Source organism: Paenibacillus sp. LS1, from assembly GCF_026013365.1.
In the GTDB taxonomy this organism is placed as follows: Bacteria; Bacillota; Bacilli; order Paenibacillales; family Paenibacillaceae; genus Paenibacillus.
The window spans coordinates 107411-127750 of the sequence record NZ_JAPDOE010000002.1; the positions used below are offsets into that span (position 1 = coordinate 107411).

Annotated in this window: 17 protein-coding genes; 6 read left to right on the forward strand and 11 right to left on the reverse strand. The window is 47.8% G+C overall.

Annotated features, from left to right (window positions below; translation table 11 throughout):
• Nucleotides 1-58: 58 nt before the first annotated feature.
• From OM416_RS09795 to OM416_RS09810, 4 genes are all read right to left on the reverse strand, one after another.
• Nucleotides 59-2308: an MMPL family transporter gene (locus OM416_RS09795; protein WP_264929035.1), complete on the reverse strand. Its 2250-nt coding sequence runs from the start codon at nucleotides 2306-2308 to the stop codon at nucleotides 59-61.
• A 108-nt stretch (nucleotides 2309-2416) separates the two neighbouring features.
• Nucleotides 2417-3571 carry a type III polyketide synthase gene (locus OM416_RS09800; RefSeq protein WP_264929036.1) on the reverse strand — a complete coding sequence of 385 codons (1155 nt, stop codon included), beginning with the start codon at nucleotides 3569-3571 and terminating at the stop codon, nucleotides 2417-2419.
• A 241-nt stretch (nucleotides 3572-3812) separates the two neighbouring features.
• Nucleotides 3813-4433: a flavin reductase family protein gene (locus OM416_RS09805; protein WP_264929037.1), complete on the reverse strand. Its 621-nt coding sequence runs from the start codon at nucleotides 4431-4433 to the stop codon at nucleotides 3813-3815.
• Between the two features lie 170 nt (nucleotides 4434-4603).
• Nucleotides 4604-5596: an iron-hydroxamate ABC transporter substrate-binding protein gene (locus OM416_RS09810; protein ID WP_264929038.1), complete on the reverse strand. Its 993-nt coding sequence runs from the start codon at nucleotides 5594-5596 to the stop codon at nucleotides 4604-4606.
• A gap of 463 nt (nucleotides 5597-6059) precedes the next feature.
• Between OM416_RS09810 and OM416_RS09815 the strand changes: the two genes are divergently transcribed.
• The gene (locus OM416_RS09815) at nucleotides 6060-6668 is read left to right on the forward strand and encodes a hypothetical protein (protein ID WP_264929039.1); all 609 of its coding nucleotides are present in this window, start codon (nucleotides 6060-6062) and stop codon (nucleotides 6666-6668) included.
• Nucleotides 6669-6805: 137 nt separating this feature from the next.
• Here the strand turns inward: OM416_RS09815 and OM416_RS09820 are convergent, their stop codons facing one another.
• Nucleotides 6806-8041: a multidrug effflux MFS transporter gene (locus tag OM416_RS09820; protein WP_264929040.1), complete on the reverse strand. Its 1236-nt coding sequence runs from the start codon at nucleotides 8039-8041 to the stop codon at nucleotides 6806-6808.
• 6 nt (nucleotides 8042-8047) lie between these two features.
• Entirely contained in the window at nucleotides 8048-8791 is a 744-nt protein-coding gene (locus OM416_RS09825; protein WP_062834047.1) for a GTP pyrophosphokinase family protein, read from the reverse strand.
• Between the two features lie 243 nt (nucleotides 8792-9034).
• Between OM416_RS09825 and OM416_RS09830 the strand changes: the two genes are divergently transcribed.
• Nucleotides 9035-9910 (forward strand): alpha/beta hydrolase family protein, encoded by an 876-nt coding sequence (locus OM416_RS09830; RefSeq protein ID WP_264929041.1) that lies wholly within the window; start codon nucleotides 9035-9037, stop codon nucleotides 9908-9910.
• A gap of 85 nt (nucleotides 9911-9995) precedes the next feature.
• Nucleotides 9996-10712 (forward strand): YoaK family protein, encoded by a 717-nt coding sequence (locus OM416_RS09835; RefSeq protein ID WP_264929042.1) that lies wholly within the window; start codon nucleotides 9996-9998, stop codon nucleotides 10710-10712.
• Nucleotides 10713-10756: 44 nt separating this feature from the next.
• On the opposite strand, the gene OM416_RS09840 is transcribed toward OM416_RS09835, so the two are convergent.
• A complete protein-coding gene (locus tag OM416_RS09840; RefSeq protein WP_264929043.1) occupies nucleotides 10757-11653 on the reverse strand; it encodes a LysR family transcriptional regulator in 897 nt (298 codons plus the stop codon).
• A 139-nt stretch (nucleotides 11654-11792) separates the two neighbouring features.
• On the opposite strand from OM416_RS09840, the gene OM416_RS09845 reads away from it, so the two are divergent.
• The 3 genes from OM416_RS09845 (at nucleotide 11793) to OM416_RS09855 (ending at nucleotide 15140) form a co-directional block, all read left to right on the forward strand.
• Entirely contained in the window at nucleotides 11793-12497 is a 705-nt protein-coding gene (locus OM416_RS09845; RefSeq protein WP_264929044.1) for an O-methyltransferase, read from the forward strand.
• 77 nt (nucleotides 12498-12574) lie between these two features.
• Nucleotides 12575-13885, forward strand: a complete 1311-nt coding sequence (locus OM416_RS09850) for an MFS transporter (RefSeq protein ID WP_264929045.1) — start codon at nucleotides 12575-12577, stop codon at nucleotides 13883-13885.
• A 148-nt stretch (nucleotides 13886-14033) separates the two neighbouring features.
• Entirely contained in the window at nucleotides 14034-15140 is a 1107-nt protein-coding gene (locus OM416_RS09855) for an AbrB family transcriptional regulator (protein ID WP_264929046.1), read from the forward strand.
• Nucleotides 15141-15239: 99 nt separating this feature from the next.
• Here OM416_RS09855 and OM416_RS09860 read toward each other — a convergent pair whose 3' ends face one another.
• The 4 genes from OM416_RS09860 to treP all read right to left on the reverse strand — a co-directional run bounded on the left by OM416_RS09860 (nucleotide 15240) and on the right by treP (nucleotide 20320).
• Entirely contained in the window at nucleotides 15240-15503 is a 264-nt protein-coding gene (locus OM416_RS09860) for a YkgJ family cysteine cluster protein (RefSeq protein ID WP_076217045.1), read from the reverse strand.
• 70 nt (nucleotides 15504-15573) lie between these two features.
• Complete coding sequence (locus OM416_RS09865; protein ID WP_264929047.1) at nucleotides 15574-16422, reverse strand: chemotaxis protein; 849 nt, start codon at nucleotides 16420-16422, stop codon at nucleotides 15574-15576.
• A gap of 227 nt (nucleotides 16423-16649) precedes the next feature.
• Nucleotides 16650-18089: an alpha-L-fucosidase gene (locus tag OM416_RS09870; protein ID WP_264929048.1), complete on the reverse strand. Its 1440-nt coding sequence runs from the start codon at nucleotides 18087-18089 to the stop codon at nucleotides 16650-16652.
• Between the two features lie 212 nt (nucleotides 18090-18301).
• Nucleotides 18302-20320, reverse strand: a complete 2019-nt coding sequence (gene treP, locus OM416_RS09875) for a PTS system trehalose-specific EIIBC component (protein ID WP_264929049.1) — start codon at nucleotides 20318-20320, stop codon at nucleotides 18302-18304.
• Nucleotides 20321-20340 lie beyond the last annotated feature (20 nt).

The window sequence follows — 20340 nt, forward strand, 5'->3', positions numbered from 1 at the left end:
TTTCCAGCCAAAAAAAGGATATTCCTGGCCTGCATTCAGGCTTCAGTAATACCCTTCATTATAATTGACCCGGCAACCACCAGTTCCATCGGCCCATTAATTTCATCAGTGCAGGGACCAGTATTAGACGGATCAGTGTAACATCAATCAGCACCGCTGCGGTTATCCCAATCCCCAACTGTCTCACACCTGCAACTTCAGCAAAAGCAAAGGGTACGGTCACCGCGAGCAGAATGGCCGCTGCGGAGGTAACCAGACGACCCGTTGAAGCCAATCCCTGTTGGACGGCCACATCACTGTCTCCGGTTCGTCTATAGACTTCCTGGATACGGCTTAACATAAATACCCCATAATCCATGGATATACCAAACACCAATCCCGCAATGAATACAGGAATCATAATGGCAATGGCTGACGGTTCCATCCCCAGATGGCCCTCATTAAACACCCACACCAATATACCAAATGAAGCGGCTAAACTGAGCAGATTCATCACAATCGCCTTGATTGGAATGAGCAGAGATCGAAATGCTGCCAGTAGCACAAGATAATTGGATACCACTACAAATACCAGCACTTTGGGCAGTTGACTTGTGACTTCCTGCATAATTTCATGTTGCTTGGCAGCTTCCCCACCATAACGTAGTTTTACGTCGTTGAAACCCAGGGCATGATCGCTCTTCCTCATTCGTTCCAGCAAATCTGCGATTTGTTCCGAACCGGGCTCCCCACGCACGGTGGCTACCAAGCGTATCGAATGATCAGAGACCGTTGAACGAAGCCATGCCGTCCTTGTTGACTCCTTGCCTTCTAAGGAAGAAGTGGGCGACGACGGTGGAATTCGAAGAAGATTTTGGCTTTGCCAGCTATTTTGATCCGGCTGTAACAGTCCCCACGGTGAAATAATGTTCAATACGTCCGAGTCCTTCATAAGTTGAAGTGCTTTGTTGTGGGCCATCTGCCAGTGCAAGGCAGTTAACAGTTCCTGCTGTCCGCCAATCACCATCTCGATGGTGGAGGTATTCTTTTGTCCAAAATCATGCTGTAGCTGCTCTGCTGCCTTGCGGGACTCCATTCTCTCTGGCAGTGAAGAGGCATCCGGGATGGACAGTTCCAGCCGAGTCACTGGGTAGACACACAGGAGTAGCAACACCGTACCTCCGATTGCCATTCTGACTGGTCGTTTCATGACCATCGCTGACCACCTATGCCAGACCGAGCGTCTGGGTAACCAATGGACTGACTTTCGCCTGAAGACACGATCCGCTGACAGTGACAGTAGGGCTGGCAGCAGCGTTACATTTAACAGCAGGGATAGGAGCAGAACAATAATAGCCCCCAAGGATACACTCAGAAACATCGGCAGTCTGATCCAGAGCAGCCCTAGCAGTCCAAGGAGCACACAAGCTGCCGAGAACAACACCGCTCTGCCTGCTGTACGCAATGTTCGCTGAAGAATCTCGCTCCGCAGAGCACCGCTCTGCGTAACCAGACTGCTGTCCAGCACTTTAGCTTGGTCTCCATCTTCATAGGCCCGTTGAAGTTCTTCCCTGTACCTGCTCAGGATGATCAGGGCAAAATCAATACTTAGTGCCATGCCCACCATGGGAATCACGTTAATGATAAAGTTGGACAGTTCAAGATGATAACCAAGGAGAGACGTGACTCCCATAGCTGTAATGACAGCACTAATCCCCATCATGACGGCAATCCATGCAGCATATAGCCCCCTGAATGCGAAGCACAGAACGATCAGGGCAATCGGAATTCCCACCATCTCTGCTCGTTCCAGGTCACGAAAGCTCAGATGATTCACATCCTGCTGCACGACCGCCTTTCCCGTCAATAGGACCGTACCTGGGCCGTCTGTTGCCAGCACGGCGCGCAGTTGCTTCAGTGGAGGACCCATCTGATGCGCAGGCACATCCATCTTCACGAGGGCATAAGCCCTATGCTCTTGCAGCATCATCCCTTCTCTATCATCCAGAGGAGATGTGATAGAGGTTACCGCAGGCAGCGCTTGGACCTGTGTCAGACGATCCCTGATCCACTGTCGGAACTCTAACGGTGAGGTATTTTCCTTTTTCTCAAAAACCAGAATGACCGGATCAGCAGGAGAACCGAATTCATTCTCCAGAACAAGCTCAACCGATTGCGCATCCCCGTGAACCCGTTTCAATCCATGATCCTGAACAATGTCAGGTAACTTCCACGCCCAGACCGCTGACATCCCGATGATAAACACCCAGCAGAGAATAATGAACCGCGGATATCGGCTGATGAGGACAGCAAGTCTGCGATAACCCATACCTTAGCTCCTCTGCGATCAATTTGGGAATTTAGTTATGTTGATCGATAGATCGTTAAACACAATCATCATGCTTCCCGACCTTGCCCCTTCGCTTAGGTCCACGATCTATTGGATGCTATGATTCACAGGCGTTCTATTCGCAACGGACACAGGAATGTATGTAAAAGGAAGTAATTCTGCGGTCAGTCCCGGGCCAAAGGCCAGCGCTATCCCACTGGAATGCTCTTCCTTCTGTGTGTAATCCTCGCGAATGGCTTGAAGTACAAAAAGAATCGTCACGGACGACAGGTTGCCATAATCCCGCAGAATGTTTCGACTGTAGGAGACCTGCTCATCTGTCAGCTGATACAGCTTCTGAACGGCATCTACGATGCCTCTGCCCCCCGGATGGATCGCCCATATTTCCGGTAAACCGCTCCCCTCCAGCAACCGCTCTACCTCTGGACCAAGATGCAAACCGAGCAGCTTCGGAATCTGTGGTGACAGGTAGAGATCGAAGCCTGTATTGCCCACTTCCCAGATCATCTCTTCTGCACAGTCCGGGAGCAGCGTCGCGTGCCCAAGGCCCAGTCGAAAACATTCATTACGGCCTGTCCCGGACGCACCAATGACGCAGGCAGAGGCACCGTCTCCGAAGAACGATGCAGCATACAGATCGTCTCGTTTCGCAGATGGCTGGAAGTGAAGTGTGCACAGCTCCACACACACGATGAGAACCGTAGCCTTCTGATCTGTCGTTACGATTGAATTCGCCAATTGGATCGCCTTCAGACCTGCTGCACATCCTTGAAACACCAATGGAATTCGGTTGATCTGCGGTGACAGTTCAAGCTGCTGAATCAGCCGAACATCAAGCCCAGGCAAGAATTGCCCCGTGCAGCTAACCGTAATGAGATGCGTAATTTCCTCTGAGGATACGTCTGCTTCCTGAAGAGCCTGTCCTGCCGCCTCGAGACCAAGTGGAACAGCAGCAGCTTTGTATTTGGCCATACGCTCGGCTGTAGTCGGAACCTCTTCCGCAGAAGTAAAGGGTAAATATCGGCAAGCATCCACAGGCTCAAGCAGATTCGGCTCACAGGTATAACGAGTCTCCACACCGCACTGATTGAAAATTCGCTTGGCCCACCTTCTCGCATCCGGCTCATGTTCCAGCGCTTGCGCGAGACGGGCAGACACATCCTTTTGCTCAATACGGTGGGCTGGCAAGGCCGTCCCTATTCCCATAATACTTGCGCCTGTAGTACCCTCAAGCTGGTTCATCGGCATAACCTCCCTATATAGTACGTGCCCTTCGTAATCAAAAGTAGGCTCTTTAAACAACCTATATATAAAATAGGTTCATATGACATGTGCAGGATATAGTACAAGTCTATTCACTACCTATCCCGTTTATGTTCATATCACAAGCAAAGACGGACAACCTATGCGAGTTACGCATGTGCTGTCCGCCTTTGATACAGGGTTAAACCCTTTCCTATATTACATATACAATTGGTCAGAACTATTCAGGCCGAATTATCGTGAATCTCTCCCCAAGCTTGGCATAATCATTACCCGCCAGCCGGCTGACTGGTTTCAAATGATCCATCAGGATATAGCCCTTATCAGGATTATAGACTTGTTCGCTGAAATGATACTGTACAATGCGCACTAGCAGTAGATCACTCGCGGGTTTGCCCTCATCATTCGTAATGGGAATGTGCTGATACAGCTCGCACTCCATCCGAATGAGTGCTTCCTGAATTCCCGGAACTGAAACTTTGGTACTTGGCACTGTAGTGAGTTTTGTCCGCTCAAGCTCACTTTCGTGGGGTTCCAGTATGGCTGCTGTCTCATTCACTTCGGCTATGATTGCTTCATCACAGATATGCACGACCAGTTCTTTATGAGCAAGCACATTGCGTGCGGTATCTTTCATGATCCCGTCTTTACGTGCAATGGATATGGATAACAGTGGTGGGTCCGAACTAACCACATTGAAGAAACTGAAAGGCGCTGCATTAATCACACCATTCTCATCTGAACGTGTCGTCACAAAAGCGATCGGACGTGGCACCACCGAACCACTCATCAGTTTATAGTTGTCTCTTCCCGTTATTTCACGTGGATCCAATGTATACATATGTAAATATCCCCCTTCCTTGCTCGTGAAGCAAATGACAACTCTACTTCATGATACAACAATGATTCTACTTCTTTATTATATATCGTAAAATGCTGAATTAACAAAAAAACTCCCTGGTGCCCACTGCACCAAGGAGTTTGAACAGGCCATTTCGTATTGGCTATTTCTTATTTAACGATGCTGTTCTGAATGTCTTCCATAATTTGAAGGTTCGCTTGAACTCCACTATACAGCCAGCTGCTGGAACGGGTAAATTCAAACAAATTACCATTTTTCACAGCCGGGATGCTTTGCCATACCGGATCTTTCAGTGCTTCTGACCCTGTACCTTCATCACTATTCACAAAGAACAAGTAGTCTACATCCATTTCCGCCAATTTCTCCATAGAGATCGAAGACCAGTTACCTGTCGCATTGGCAGAGATTTCTTTTACAACTTCAGGCTCTACAAGTCCAAGCTCTTTGTACATCACTTCTCCACTCGATACATTGTCACTTACGATGAAGAACTTGCCGCTAACCAACCAAATGGCCGCTGCTGATTTCGTTCCACCTGTAACCGTGTTGATCTTTTCCTTGATTTCTGTAGCTTTAACTTCGTAATCATCCAGCGCTTTTTGTGCTTCGGCACTCTTATTCAAAATTTCACCGATTTTCAGCTGCGTTTTGCGCCAGTCGTTATTAATCTCATCGCCGAGTACGTAAGTAGGTGCAATCTTACTGTACTGTTCGTATTTCTCACCTTCAACCACACTTTCGGAACCGATAATAATCAGATCCGGGTTAAAACTTGTTACCGCTTCGAAAGGCAGATCGAAGGCAATCGTTGGAATACCATTCAGATCTTTTTGTAAATATTCCTGAATTCCGTTGGCTACAGACCATTGCGCAACTGGCTTAACACCTAGTGTTACCAGATTGTCTTCCAGATAAGAAGCGATGATGCGCTCCGGATTTGCGGGAATTGTTACTTCGTGTCCCATTGCATCTGTTAATGTGCGTTCTGTCGGGGTTTCTGTTTGTGTCTCTGTCTCCGTTGTTGAATCGCTCTCTCCTGCTGCTCCGTTCTCTGCAGGCTTCGCTCCACACGCGGCCAACCAGATGGACATAACCATCACCGTAATTAGAAGCATGATCATCTTTTTATTTCTCTTAAACACTTGATATATCCCCTTTCAATTCATTATGAAAACCTTATTCGGCGCTATTGTGACAGATATCAACGTTCAAAATATTGACACTATTATTGATACATATAATATCCGTATGTACATTTGTCCGATTCCATTGACAATGGTAATTGTTATCAGTTCACTTGTCAATTCGATTATGCTCTGCGCTATAAAGTTGAACTAAAGATTATTTACACAGACGCTTCGATGATAGAACAACCTTCCAATCGCTGTTATCCCCAGATTTTTTCGATTCCCCTTTCTCTAAGGGAAAATCCGGTGATAAATACGAGCGCTTCGCTTTTTCAGGTTTTTTCTATCTTCTCCGTTTGGTGTTAATGATTAGTTCAACTATATAGATCATATACAATCTTCTTGGCGGCATTCACCTATAGGCGGATGCCGCCATATGCTGATTGCAGAATACAACGACAGGAAGGATGTTCTGTACATGAGTTACGTATATAACCCTTATATAAGTTATGGAGAAGACCGTTCATTTCAATTGCCCCCACTGTTCCCAGGTGGTGGAGGTGGCGGCACACCGGGTGGTCCGACGTTTCCTGGTCTACCTGGCGGCCAAGGCTCCTATCCTCCATTCATTCCAGGCGGAGGACCAGGTCCATATATCCCTGGAGGCATTCCGGGTACAATCCCAGGCACAACACCGGGCGTACCTGCGCAACTGGCTCAAGGCAATCTGCCTACGCTACTTAGTGCCTATCCTCGTCCGGTCGGTCAGCCTCCGGCAGAAATGCTTTTTCTGTATAACCTGATCAAAAGCAGCCCGGGTCTGCTTCCGCTCTTCCTCCAGCAACAGCCACAAAGTCTCACTCAAGCAGTGCAATTTGCACAAACTGGTGTAGCGGCACCTCGGGATAATGAAGAACGTGCACTGCCCAACTTTTGCTACAATCGATGGTCCCTTGTATTCACTTACAATGATGTCTACCTGATGTGGCCTGCCATTAATCTGTTTGGTTTTGTAGTGGGGTACTTCTATCCATTCCAGACGCCAGGTATTTTGCTGAACACACAGATTTTGTTTGCGCTCTGCTAACTTGTCCTTACCTACAAGCAAGAGCCCCACTTGGAAGCAAGATTCCTTCCAAGTGGGGCTCTTTATTCATTCTTTTAACCAGAATTCCCCTTAAACTAGTAAACTCCGCAAAAGCAGGGCGTACAGAATCAGTACTTTTAACTTAGTGCCGGATCGTTCTGACGCTTCCTGCCTCTACTGACCATTAGGAAGTAAATCACCAAGGCACCGAGATCAGCACATGCGATAACGATTCCCATTGGCACAGCTGTTCCTTCTCCTCCGAGACCTACGAGCGGAGCGACAATACCTCCAAACAGGAACGTCATCACTCCTATAAGTGCAGACGCACTGCCTGCCGACTTCTCCTGGTTAGCCATAGCCAGGGCGAAGGACGCGGTATTGACCAACCCGACACTGGATACCACCAAAAATAACGGAATCAGCACAGAGATCAGATTGCCTCCAACCAGGATCGCGATGAGTAGTGAAGTTCCTCCCAGCGCCGCGGTTAGCAGCCCCGCAATTAACAGGCGGGTTTCAGATACTTTCCCTGCAAGTCTGCCAGCAATCTGACTAGCCATAATAATGCCTAGCCCGTTAATGGCGAAGCAAACACTGAACATTTGCGGGGATACCCCATATATTTTCTGAAGCACAAACGGTGAACCTGAAATGTAGGCAAACATTCCAGCTGCTACGAAGCCCTGGGTTAATGCATAACCCATAAACTGACGATCCCCTGCGATTTGGCGAAACGTGATCAAGGTCTGTTTCAGTCCCCCGCTTGATCTGCGGTTGGCAGGTAATGTTTCTCCAAGACCGAAAATGACAGCAAACAGCGTTAGTATACCGATGAGACTCAACAAAATAAACACGCCGCGCCACGACGTATATGTCAACAACTGTCCACCAATGATCGGTGCCGCGATCGGTGCTACACCGTTAATCAGCATTAACAGGGAGAAAAACCGTGTCAGTTCCGGGCCCGAATATACGTCTCTTACGATTGCACGCGAGATGACAATACCGGCCGCTCCGGCTACACCCTGAATGAATCGCAGCACAACAAAAGAGCCCATCGTGGGGCTGACCAGGCAGAGTATGGATGCGATGGTATAGAGCACAAGCCCTGCGATGAGCGGTGTTCGCCGACCACGTACATCACTTAGAGGACCTGCAAGCAACTGACCAACCGCAAGTCCAATCATACACGCCGTCAGACTGAGCTGAGCATACGAGGTAGATGAGCCGAACTCATCAGCCAGCGTGGGCAATGCGGGCAAATACATATCCAGGGACAACGGCCCGAAGGCCGACAGCGTCCCCAGAATTAATGCCATTCGCACACGCGATGTGGAATTCGTGTTCAATGAGGCTGTTGTACTTTTCATCGAGTACTACTCCCCGCTACCCAGCAGCTTGAGCAAGTTAGACGGCAGTGTGAACTGTTGATTGTTAATAATAATACGGCGTAGTTCTTCTTCATCCCGCTCGTTCTCGGCGTCTTTGATCTCTTGAATTTCCCGGTGAAGTCGTTCCATCTGCTGATCCAGCGCATTCGCAGAGTCTGCCGCACTTTTCAGTTCTCTGGTCAAATGCTCGGGAACATCTTTATTGTATTTATAAAAAATCTTATGCTCCAGACTCGCCCAGAAATCCATCGCGATTGTACGGATCTGGATCTCCACACAAGCTCGTTCCTCACCATTGGACATGTACACAGGCACTTCGACTAGCAAGTGAAGACTTTGGTAGCCATTTGGCTTCGGATTTTCGATGTAGTCTTTGACCTCCAGCACACGCAAGTCACTCTGATTGCACAGCATATCCTTAATGCGATAGATGTCCGAGATAAAGGAACATGTAATCCGCACCCCGGCGATATCCTTGATATTTTGCTTGATGCTCTCAAACGTTAACTCATGATTTTTGCGGAACATCTTGTTCATAATGCTCTCAGGTGACTTCAGTCTGGACTTCGTATGCTCAATTGGACTGTAATCATGCAGAGACTGGAACTCTTCCTTCAGGACTTCAATCTTGGTCTCCATTTGATCCAGAGCAAATTTATAGATCATCATAAATCTGGTAATTTCATATTTAAATTTCTTGAATTGATCAATTGGATGTGGAGCGTTCATCATAGCTTTCTCCCTTTCTTTCTGCACACTAAAGTTAGTTTTATAAATATGAGGACAGCGGTCAATCCACATGTCTCCTGAACCATTATAAATCATATGGAGCCAATAAACGAATTTCTCACATTCGGGCTGGCGATTCGGCCGGAAGGTATGGGATCTTATTTTACGTGCATCATATAGAAGCATCCCTGTCATTTGGCCCGTTATTACTAATAAAGGAGGTGGATCTCCCTGCTCTATCAAGTGACGTATTCGTCCGATACGCTTCGGGTTAAAGCTTATTTATTTCTGCCACACGGTTGTTCGTTATCTGCTCTCACAGATGAAACTTCTCATCCATTCTCTGACTCCTCTGCCTTTTTGGACCTCGCTTCCATACATAAGTCTCTACATCTACAGCCGCTCGCCAGCCACTACCCTGCTACAACAATGCATGATACGGATAACATACCGGAACAGTGGCCGGTACTGATCTATTGTCGCGGCGGACTTGGCAGCTATGGCGGTGTTAATACCGTTTGGCTTGAGCAATTTGTACAGAAAGGTTATATCGTGTTCGCTCCATCCTATCGTGGCAACGAAGGAGGTGAAGGTCGTGACGAGTATGGCGGGAAAGATGCCGAAGATGTGCATGCGGCTTACCGGTTGGTTCAGCGTTTGCCTTTTGCCGACTCAACTCGCATATCGTTAATGGGCTTCTCTCGTGGAGCTATTAATGCCGTACATACTGCAACTGTCTACAATGAGGGACCTGATCAAGCACATAAGTTAGTTCTTTGGAGTGGTGTCACCGATGTGGAACGCACTTACCATGAGCGTATCGACCTAAGACGCACATTGAAACGGGTGCTGGGTGGTTCCCCACGCGCAGTTCCAGAAGCTTATCTCGCCCGATCTCCCTTGTCGAATGCAAACAAACTCTCTTGTCCTGTGCTAATCATGCATGGTACATCAGATACACAGGTGAATTATAGTCACGGAACCCGAATGTATCACTGGCTTAAGCGCGGAGGTGCGAACGTTACGTTTCACGCCTATGGCGGGCAGGATCATCATTTTCACGAGAGGATACATGAGGCAGCGGTGAACAATATGTTTGATTGGCTTACGGCACCGTAGTCCCGCACCATGAATTTCATTTTGAAGAATCATGCGTTATGGCTGTATACTGGAGGGGTTACGTTTTTTTGAAAGGATGAATCTGATGAATCAAAGCACCCTCCAAAAATACGCCATGCTCCTTCTCTGCATGTCTGCCGGAATGGTGGATCTGATCGGATATCTGGGACTAGGGCATGTGCTCACAGCCAATATGACGGGAAATATTGTACTGCTCGGTATTGCCATCGCCCGTGCGCAGGAATTTGTCGTGTTGCGGTCACTGCTAGCCCTCATCGGTTTTATTGCCGGAAATGCCATTGCAGCACATATGATTGGACATGTGCAGACCAAAAATGGCTGGTCCTCTAAGGTCACAGCCGTATTTACTGTTGAAAGCATATTGCTCCTGCTGTTCGCGATCGCCATGATTAGTCCATTTTCAGAACAACTGTCTTATCTGTTAATTGTCATACTAGCCGTTGCAATGGGGATGCAAACGACTGCGGCACGCCGAATTGGAATTGCCGGCATCTCAACAACCGTGCTCACCAATAATCTCGCCGCTGTGGTTGAGGACACCGTAAGCATCCTTAAGAGGCTGCGACATGCCAATATCCGATCACTGGTCAAAGCCTTATCTACAGACTCCTACCTTCGTGCGGGTGCTGTTGTTATCTATTTGGTCGGCGTCATTGCAGCCGCATTGCTGTTCCACCGTGTGCCCATGATCGCAGTCTGGATTCCTGTCCTGATCATTGGCGGCGTAACCCTTTACGCCCGATTACATGCTTGGGGAACTTCACAACAAAGCGAAAGTTAATAGCCGAATAAGCAACCTATTCATTTTTAAATACAACGCACTTTTTATTTCATCAAAGCAGCCTCTTGGCGGATAAACTTGACCAGTTGCTGTGCAGCAGGCGACAACACTTCCCCTGCTCTTGTACATACGGCAATCGTATTTCTCAGTTGTACACCTCGAACGTACACACGTGCCAGCCTGCCTTGATGCACATCTTCGTTCACAACCAAAGAAGATATAAAGTTGGCCCCATAACCTGCCTTCACCGCACTAATCGTTTCATTCAGCCCGTTGAACTGAAGCGCAATGCGGGGAGCGGCCAGGTTATTTGTGGTGCAAAGGGAAACGAGTCGCTCACGCGTAGCACTGCCTTCTTCGCGCATGATGAACGGTTCTGCCATCATCTCATGCAGCTCGATTTCTTTTCCCACGTACGGATGGTCAGGGTGCACAACAAACCACATCTCATCGTCAAACAATTCATCCCATTGCACACCTGCATGTGTAATGCCACTTCCACCATACACTGCAATCTCTGCCTCATAACGAAGCAATTGGTCAAAAGCCATCCGGGTGTTGGTTGTGCTCACAACAATCTCCACATCCTCGTGCAATTGCTTAAACCGCGCAATCCAGCCCGGCAACAGAAAATTCGAAGGCAAGTAGGTTGCCGTAAGACGTATCATTCCTTTCTTACCCTCCCGAAAATCCTGCACAAAATTCTCGACATCCTGCTCCAGCATGAACAGACGCTCGGCATAACCTGTTAACTGCATCCCGGCATCCGTAAGCACCAATCTTCTTCCCTCCGAAGCAAAAAGTCGGATACCCAGCTCACGTTCAAACTTCTTCACTTGGGAAGATACCGCAGGCTGACTAATATTCAATTCCTCTGCGGCACGAGTGACCCCACCATATCTCACAATGGCATGAAATAATCGTAATCCATGCAGATTCATTTGCTACACCTCTTCCACGTCAAATACATAATCTAAAGTTATATTAATATACATATTATATATTTTATTTATATATCGACTCCATTTATAGTTGAGTTATGAAATCCAATACAAGAAACAAAGAAAGGAACATCTGAAGATGAAAAATATAAATACGACCGACCCACAGCATACCTGGACCCAAGTTGACGACTACATGAATGATCTGCTGGTTCCCTCGGATACCTTGTTGGAGCAAACACTGCAAACCAATGCCAAAGCTGGTCTGCCCGCTCATGACGTAACACCGAATCAAGGAAAGTTACTCCAACTTCTGCTTCAAATCCAAGGCGCATCCCGTGTGCTTGAAATCGGCACACTGGGTGGATACAGTACCATATGGATGGCAAGAGCACTGCCTGAACACGGACGCATCGTCTCACTGGAATCCGAACCACGTCATGCAGAATTGGCGCAAGCCAATCTCACACGTGCGGGACTCCTACACAAGGTTGACCTGAGAATTGGTCCTGCCCTGACCACTCTTCCCGATGTTCAGGAAGAATACCGGGAACCGTTTGATATGATCTTCATCGATGCGGACAAACCGAGTAATCCCGATTATCTGAGATGGGCCCTGCGACTGACTCAGCCGGGGAGTCTTATTATTGGTGATAATATTGTCAGGGACGGTGAAGTGATTCGCGCGGACAGCACGGACCCCAGAGTTCTAGGCGTTCGGTCCTTCCTGCAGTTGATTGCCAGTAACCCCCGGCTTGAAGCCACAGCTCTGCAAACCGTCGGTAGCAAAGGTTACGACGGTTTCGTCATCGCTCGTGTGATTGATACCCCTATACCAAAATAAACAGTGGTCAATTCTTCCGCAAATTCTCCTTTCCTGTTAAACTGGAATCACTGCACAGGCAGACTGGAGGGAACCACTTGAGAGTTTTACGACAGATTCATGATGAAATTCGCGGCTGGTCCCGCAATATTCAACTGTTTTTCCTGGCTAGCATTCTGTATCAGATCGGAAATGGCATGTTCTCTGTCTTGTACAATCTGTACATTCAGGGTCTGGGCTATAATGATACAATGAACGGCCAGATTGTAAGTATTCAATCACTCGCAACAGCCATTATGTTTGTTCCTATCGGTCTATGCGGTGATCTGTTCAGCCGCAAGCGATTACTCATTACCGGGGCGTTATTCAGCGGCATATTTCTGATCGGACGCTCCTTCGATTATTCGGCTACAGGACTGATCTGGTTCGCGGTTCTCTCTGGCCTTTTCGCTGGAGTATTCCAAGTACTGGCCATTCCTTATCTGGCGGAAAACGTCAAGAAAAGCCAGCGGCTGAAGATGTTCAGTTATTATTCATCCCTTGTGCTCGCTTCCCAGGTGCTTGGTAGCCTGGGTGGCGGTGTATTCGCAGATTTGTTACATACGGCAGGACTCGCCAAAGTCACCGGATTGCAGACGGTTTTATTTGTCGGTGGTGCAGCAACACTGGCTGCATTTATTCCACTGTTATTTGTAACCGAAGGCAAGGCTGCTCCGCAGACACCAATTCCGGCGCAATCTGATCCTCAACCCAATGCGGATCTGAAAGAAAGTTTGACGAATACCTCAAGTACGAATGATTCGATCACCAAGAAAAAAGATTCCCGACTGATTGGTCAGTTTGTAGTGACCCAGTTATTAATCGGATTAGGTTCCGGACTGGTTGTACCGTATCTGAATCTGTATTTCACCAATCGCTTCTCCGTTTCTTTGAGTGGCATGAGTCTGCTGATTGCACTCGGCCAGATTATGACGATTGTATCGATGCTGATTGGTCCTACCCTGGCAGCAAAAGTCGGGAGCGTACGAGCCGTTGTTATTTTCCAGGTCATGTCGCTGCCCTTCCTTCTATTAACAGGCTTTACCAATCTGTTGTTCATCGCTTCGCTGAGTTTCTTATTCAGACAAGCATTGATGAATGCAGCCAATCCCATTCATTCAGCCATACTGGTGGATCGAATCTCGGACAAACGCCGCGGCATAGCTAATTCACTGATGCAGACCGCGTTCATGATAGGTTGGGCGACCATGGGACCTGTCCAATCCTATCTGGTAACCACGTACGGAACGTATTGGGGTTACGCGATCACATTCAGCATCACAGGCAGTTTATATGTCATTTCATCACTGATGTACTATGTAATGTTCAGAGAACCCAAGCCTTCCGCTACGGCTCTTGCAGGATCTTGATAAGTTGAACAGAAGCAGTCTGGTTGTTCCGCAGATAACGCAACGTATCTCATCATCAGGAGTGATCATATATGAACATGAATCTTTCATTGAACCTGAATGCATACCTGAATTTCATATCACCTCATTCAACCGGTAGGCTAAACGGATGGAACTGATGCGCAAGCTTGGTTCCTACGTTGTCTTTCGGTTTTTTCTTAGTCTGGGTGTCTCTGTTCTTGGCGGATTGTTGTTCACAGTCATTCATACACCGATCCCGTGGTTGCTCGGGCCAATGGTATTCATGCTGCTTGGTTCCCAAGTCGCCAAATGGCCACTCATGTGGCCTGCCTCCATCCGGGACTATGGCATTCTCATTGTTGGCTATTCGATTGGACTCACCTTAACAGAAGAGGCACTGCATGGCATTTTGCAACAACTTCCCATGATGCTGCTGATGACCTTGTTGTTAATCGGGTTGTGTGTCCTTACAGCCTACATCGCTTCGAAGGTGACTGATTTTGACTTTCCCTCCCTGCTGGTTGGGAGTATTCCAGGAGGACTATCCCAGATGGTGTCCCTCGCAGAAGAGATGAAATCCATCAATCTGACGCTGGTTACCTTTTTGCAAGTGACTCGGCTGATCATGATTGTCTTCTGTGTTCCGTTCCTGCTGTTTAGTCCATGGATTGGAGGTACCGCAGGTGGCGGTTCAGGTCAGCCGCTCATTGACATAGCAACGTGGGGAGCCCTTTTCCCCGAGATCCTCCTCTATGCCCCGCTCTGTGTAGCGGGTGCGTGGGTTGCACGCAAACTCCGGTTTCCGACTGCGTTTATGCTGGGTCCCATGATCGTTATGTGTGTCATTCAATTAAGTACAGCCATGCACACGCCCAGTCTGCCAAACTCCCTGCTGAACGTATCGCAATTGATGATAGGCAGTCACGTTGGACTGATGCTCAAGCCGGAACAGTTGCAACGTAAGACACAGACAGTGACCCTAGCGGTGATTAGCAGTGTACTGCTCATTGCTGGTGCGCTTGGATTAAGTTATCTGTTAATGAATGTGTTCTCTCTCTCAGCGGCAACCTCACTACTCAGTATGGCCCCTGGCGGCATGGATCAGATGAGTATCATGGCACATGAAGTGAATGCTGACCTTTCGGTTGTATCCGGATATCAATTGTTCCGCATCCTGTTTATTTTCTTCGTTGTCTCTTCCGTACTGAAGATAATTCTCGTACATATGTTGAGAAAAAAGTCTTCCTTTCAATGATCATTTTTCGCTCCGATTCCATGACAAAGAGAGTATCCACTTGATATCACATCCTGCGGATACTCTCTTTTACTTGTACAGACTCATCTTCAGCAATACTCAGATTACCTTTGGTGCGGTTTCTTGCTCCAACCAGGTTAGAATATCAAAGGCTTCCTGATCGGTGCTACCACACATCTCTTCCTCAGCCTGCAATCCACTGCATACAGCAGGACGCTCTTTTTGGCCAAAAATTCCGCAGCGATTATCATCGGTAAGCTGCACACAGCGTACACCTGCCGGCTTGCCATGAGCCATGCCCGGTATCGGTGATGATATGGAAATCGCGATACAACATGCGGCACAGCCTGTCCTGCATTCCATACATATTCCCTCCTAATTTCAATACACTTACAATACGTGTTCAAAAAGACCGGTTTTCAGTACCTCTTAATTATGAACGATTTATCCAGGTCCAGGTTCGAGCCAGCCCCTGCGCGATTCTGCGATTCATGCTTGCATTGGTGAAATATCCTCCATGACTTAGTGGATTCCAGCTCAAGGCTAGGCCACCCGAGTTCACTTCAATGTCTTCTTTGACAGCTTTCTCATAAGCCGGATCAATGGGACGCAGCGGATAACCCAGAATATCATCCCGATCATAGAAGTTCACCCATTCCCCTTCCAGCCCGGCATAATAGTGATTCACATGGGAGGAGGGCACCTGAATCGGGCAGCTAAAGTCATGGTAACGCAAACTCCATAAGGGCAGGGTTGTACCAAACGAGTAAAAATTGGTCAACGTGTCCCCCCGCTCCAAAGCCGAGTTCACATCCAAAATCTCAGGAACACGACTGGACGGATATTGCAGATCGTAGAAGAAGTTACTTGCGATTACTGCACCCAAACTATGTGCAACCACACAGAGCGGAGCCTCCGGGCCGTTACGCTGTGCAAGGGTATGCAGCGCCTGGTTCAACGTTCGATGTACGGCATCATAGTTATGGCCTTGATTTTCCACCGGTTGATAAGCAACCGCATCAGCGAGATAATGGATGACAAATCGGCGTAGTGTCTGGTAGTTCAAACCCGGAGAGCTGACGAGCTGCTGAAACAGCGCCTCTTCCCGCTCCTCAAATACGTCGGCCCAATATACAGGTTCGATATCCAGCATCTGTTTGGCGGCTCCAGGCAGGACCATCACCTGATCCAATTCCTTATGCAAACAAGCAATCAGCTTGTCCGCGTAGCCTTCCTTTCGCATACCCAGCCCATGAATAACCATCACCGCAACACGTGTCATGGCTCTCCTCCTCATCAATCGCCTAGAATCTCTTTCTCCACCATATGAATACCACTACCCGAACATGCCTGTAGCTTGCTTTATCGGACGATACCTTTCACTCATGGTTAGCATGACCTTCCGTTAATTCATCCTATGTACAGTTTACCACGAGACAAATAATAAAAACGAACCTGTACAGAACTCCATCCTGTCTAGGTTCGTTAAAGAGCAACTTTCATATTTTATTAGCAGTTCTTCCCTGCATAATACACGCCAAATTTTTGCAAAGTAGGACACCACCTGGACTCTTCAATCATCAAACGAATAAATCTTGCATGAACAGCAGGGAATCGAAGTATTTTTTTGTACCCCACTACTGTGCCGCTTGAAATTTCTGTCCATTCTTCCTCTTCTCCCCGGCATTCCAAACGAAAACGTTCAATCCGCTGTCCACTACGAATATGTTCCATTAACACAGCGTGGTCAATAGAGTGTTCCTCGCCCAAGTCCAGTTCAATCCAGGCCTCCTCCATCCCTTCTGGCGCACTCCACCATGTATCAGTTCGCTCGTCCACCACCCGGTTAGCATGATGATGCTCGTCCAACATCGAAGAGCAGGAAGCTTTTACATCTACTGCCAGATCTGTTGCAAAAGTGTGTCTCAGCACGTCCCCAAGCTCCTTCATGCGCTGTACATCATGTTCATGAATGCGTCCGCTCGGAGTCGGTGGAAGATTCAACAAAAATGTTCCATTACCTCCTACGGAGCCATAATAAATGTCCAGCAGCTCATCCGTGGAACGTACCTGATCATCTTCCTGGGGATGGTAGAACCAGCCCGGGCGGATCGAGGTATTCACTTCAGCAGGATACCAGGCAAGTCCATCGGCCGCTTCTACAACCCCACGGCTTCCCAGATCCTCATCTTGGGAGGGAACTCGCTTGGCAAACATACCATCATCCACCTGTTGCGAATTCTCCTGAATTTTCTCATTATCCAGCATGGAAGCTGGAACGACACTCCATTCAGAAGTTCTCGTGTGACCTGCTTCATTACCACACCACCGCACATCGGGTCCACATACCGAAATGACTGCATTTGGCTGAAGTTCACGGATTACCTCATAATAGCGATCCCAGTCATATACCTGTTTTTTGCCATTCGGTCCCTCACCGCAGGCTCCATCGAACCAGACACAGAAGATTTCCCCATATCCTGTAAGCAGCTCTTTCAATTGCCCTACGAAAAATTCATTGTATACCTCTGAATCTCCATAGGACGGTTCATGACGATCCCAAGGTGAAAGATACACTCCAAACTTGATTCCGCCTTCACGACAGGCATCCGCCACTTCTTTGACCATATCCCCCCGTCCATCACGCCATGGGCTGTTTTTAACAGAATGTTCTGTCAATTGAGTCGGCCACAGGTTAAATCCATCATGGTGTTTACAAGTTAATATGAGTCCACTCATCCCGGCCAGCTTACAAGTATCTACCCATTGATGTGCATCAAAAGCGGTGGGGTTAAAAATCGCTGGAGACTCGCTCCCGTCACCCCACTCTTGGTTAGTGAATGTATTCACCGTAAAATGAATAAATCCATAGAACTCCATTTCATTCCAGGAGATCTGTCTCTCCGAAGGTGTTACAAGTGCAGCTATTTTTGCCATGTTAGTTGTCATGTGCTTACCCCTTTATGTGATTCAAATTAGAGTGAAACCAATAGTATACTATTGAAATGCTATCGATTTTTCAGGATTCCGGCAAGATAGTAAAACCTCTTTTTAAGGCAGTAAAACCACTTTTATAACTATCAAATTTCTATTCAACGTACCAAAAAAGCATAAAAAAGGAGCTGCGCATCACGCAGCCCCCATCCTGTTGTTATATTTGATTAACCTTTCAGATGAACCTTCAGCACACCATTTTGATTGGATGTAACATCACCTGTCGTGACTTCCACCCGTTCAACCATATCCTGACCATCTGGAATGATAATCGGTGTAATCAGCGGGTAGCCCGCATCTTCAATCACCTTACGATCGAATTCCAACAGCTTTTGCCCTGCTTTTACATGCTCGCCAGCTTCGACATGCATATTGAAACCTTCACCCTTGAGGGATACCGTATTAATCCCGACATGGATCAGTACCTGTAAACCACTCGCATGTTCAAGAATTATCGCATGTTTGCTTTTGATTACATGAGCGACCTGAGCATCAAACGGGGCAACTACCACGTTGCCGGAAGGCTCAATCGCTACACCTTCACCCATTTGTTTCTCGGCAAACGCCGGATCAGGCACTTGCTCCAGTGAAACGGCCTGGCCTGTTAATGGCGCCATGATTTCCAGCGTATTCACGGCTTCATCCCCTACTTGAGCCGCACTACGAGTGCGCTGGTTCGGATCTGTATTTGTAGTCGCAGAGGTAACGCCCGAAGCAGACTGCGATGTAGCCGCTTTAGGCTCAGCAACGTTTTCATTACTTTCATTGCGATCTTCTTTTCTCATTTTGGCTCTACCAAAAATAACGGTCAGTACAAACGGTACAACCAGGACAATCGCCATGCCGATGAAGAAGACGCCCCACTTGTTAGGGAAAATCGATAGGAATCCAGGTACGCCACCTACACCGATGGAGGTTGCCTGAACATTATTCATCGTCAGCAGCACACCACCAATCGCGGAACCGATCATACCGAAGATAAATGGATAACGGTAACGGATATTCACTCCGAAGATTGCCGGCTCGGTTACACCGAGGAAGGCCGACACCGAGGACGTTGCAGCAAGTCCTCTCATTTTCTTTTCACGCAGGACAAGCATCATCGCAAGTGCCGCTGAACCCTGTGCGATATTGGACAATGCCAGCATCGGCCACAGGAACGTACCGCCCTGACTACCAATGAGCTGAACATCCACCGCGAGGAACGTGTGATGCATACCGGTGATAACAAGCAAAGCGTATAGACCACCGTAGATCAGACCGCCCAGCGCCGCGTAGGAATCGTAAACATAGATCAAGCCAGATGTGATTGCATTCGCAATGGCGAATGTAACCGGTCCAATAATCGTAAATGCCAGGAATCCGGTAATCAGCAATGTAACTGGTGCAACGACCAGCAGTTTGATCGAATCATGTACCCTTTTGTTCAGGAAAATTTCCATCTTCGCAAGCAGATAGGCCGATACCAGTACTGGCAGAACCTGCCCTTGATAACCGATCTTCTCAATCTCCCAACCGAACAGATTCCATGTTGGCACCGTGCCATTATTCACAGCATCAGCGTAACCATATGCACTCAGCAGATCGGGATGTACCAGAATGAGACCCAGCACGATCCCGAGCAGCGGACTGCCGCCGAACCTTTTTACAGCTGCCCAACCAATTAGAGCCGGCAGGAACGTAAAGGCTGTACTTGCGATTGTATTAATAATGGACGCAAGATCCTTCCAGGCTGGATAGACATCCACCAGTGATTTTCCATCAAAGAAAATGCCTGGACCTGTCAGAATATTGTTAATCCCGAGCAATAGACCTGCCGTGATGATCGCTGGCAAGATTGGAATGAAAATATCCGAGAGTGTTTTAATCGCTCGCTGGATTGGGTTTTGCTTTTTACCAGCAACTGCTTTCACATCATCCTTGGAAGAACGATCTCCCCCGGTAATCTGAATCATCTCATCATAGACTTTATCTACCAGACCAGGCCCAATAACGACCTGGAATTGTCCTTGGGAAGAGAATTGTCCTTTAACCAGATCATTCTGATCCAGACTTTCAGTATCCACTTTACTCTCATCGTACAAGGCAAACCGGAGTCGTGTAACACAGTGTGTTGCAGCTTCAATATTCTCTTTGCCGCCGACTGCCCGGACGATCTCCTCAACCTGTTTTTTATCGATTGCCATAGTGTCACTTCCTATTTATA

Coding starts and splice junctions, on each gene's coding strand:
- OM416_RS09795 (WP_264929035.1), bottom strand. CDS start 2,308: ATGGGTTATCGCAGACTTGCTGTCCTCATCAGCCGATATCCGCGGTTC.
- OM416_RS09800 (WP_264929036.1), bottom strand. CDS start 3,571: ATGAACCAGCTTGAGGGTACTACAGGCGCAAGTATTATGGGAATAGGG.
- OM416_RS09805 (WP_264929037.1), bottom strand. CDS start 4,433: ATGTATACATTGGATCCACGTGAAATAACGGGAAGAGACAACTATAAA.
- OM416_RS09815 (WP_264929039.1), top strand. CDS start 6,060: ATGAGTTACGTATATAACCCTTATATAAGTTATGGAGAAGACCGTTCA.
- OM416_RS09820 (WP_264929040.1), bottom strand. CDS start 8,041: ATGAAAAGTACAACAGCCTCATTGAACACGAATTCCACATCGCGTGTG.
- OM416_RS09825 (WP_062834047.1), bottom strand. CDS start 8,791: ATGAACGCTCCACATCCAATTGATCAATTCAAGAAATTTAAATATGAA.
- OM416_RS09835 (WP_264929042.1), top strand. CDS start 9,996: ATGAATCAAAGCACCCTCCAAAAATACGCCATGCTCCTTCTCTGCATG.
- OM416_RS09840 (WP_264929043.1), bottom strand. CDS start 11,653: ATGAATCTGCATGGATTACGATTATTTCATGCCATTGTGAGATATGGT.
- OM416_RS09845 (WP_264929044.1), top strand. CDS start 11,793: ATGAAAAATATAAATACGACCGACCCACAGCATACCTGGACCCAAGTT.
- OM416_RS09855 (WP_264929046.1), top strand. CDS start 14,034: ATGGAACTGATGCGCAAGCTTGGTTCCTACGTTGTCTTTCGGTTTTTT.
- OM416_RS09860 (WP_076217045.1), bottom strand. CDS start 15,503: ATGGAATGCAGGACAGGCTGTGCCGCATGTTGTATCGCGATTTCCATA.
- OM416_RS09865 (WP_264929047.1), bottom strand. CDS start 16,422: ATGACACGTGTTGCGGTGATGGTTATTCATGGGCTGGGTATGCGAAAG.
- OM416_RS09870 (WP_264929048.1), bottom strand. CDS start 18,089: ATGACAACTAACATGGCAAAAATAGCTGCACTTGTAACACCTTCGGAG.
- treP (WP_264929049.1), bottom strand. CDS start 20,320: ATGGCAATCGATAAAAAACAGGTTGAGGAGATCGTCCGGGCAGTCGGC.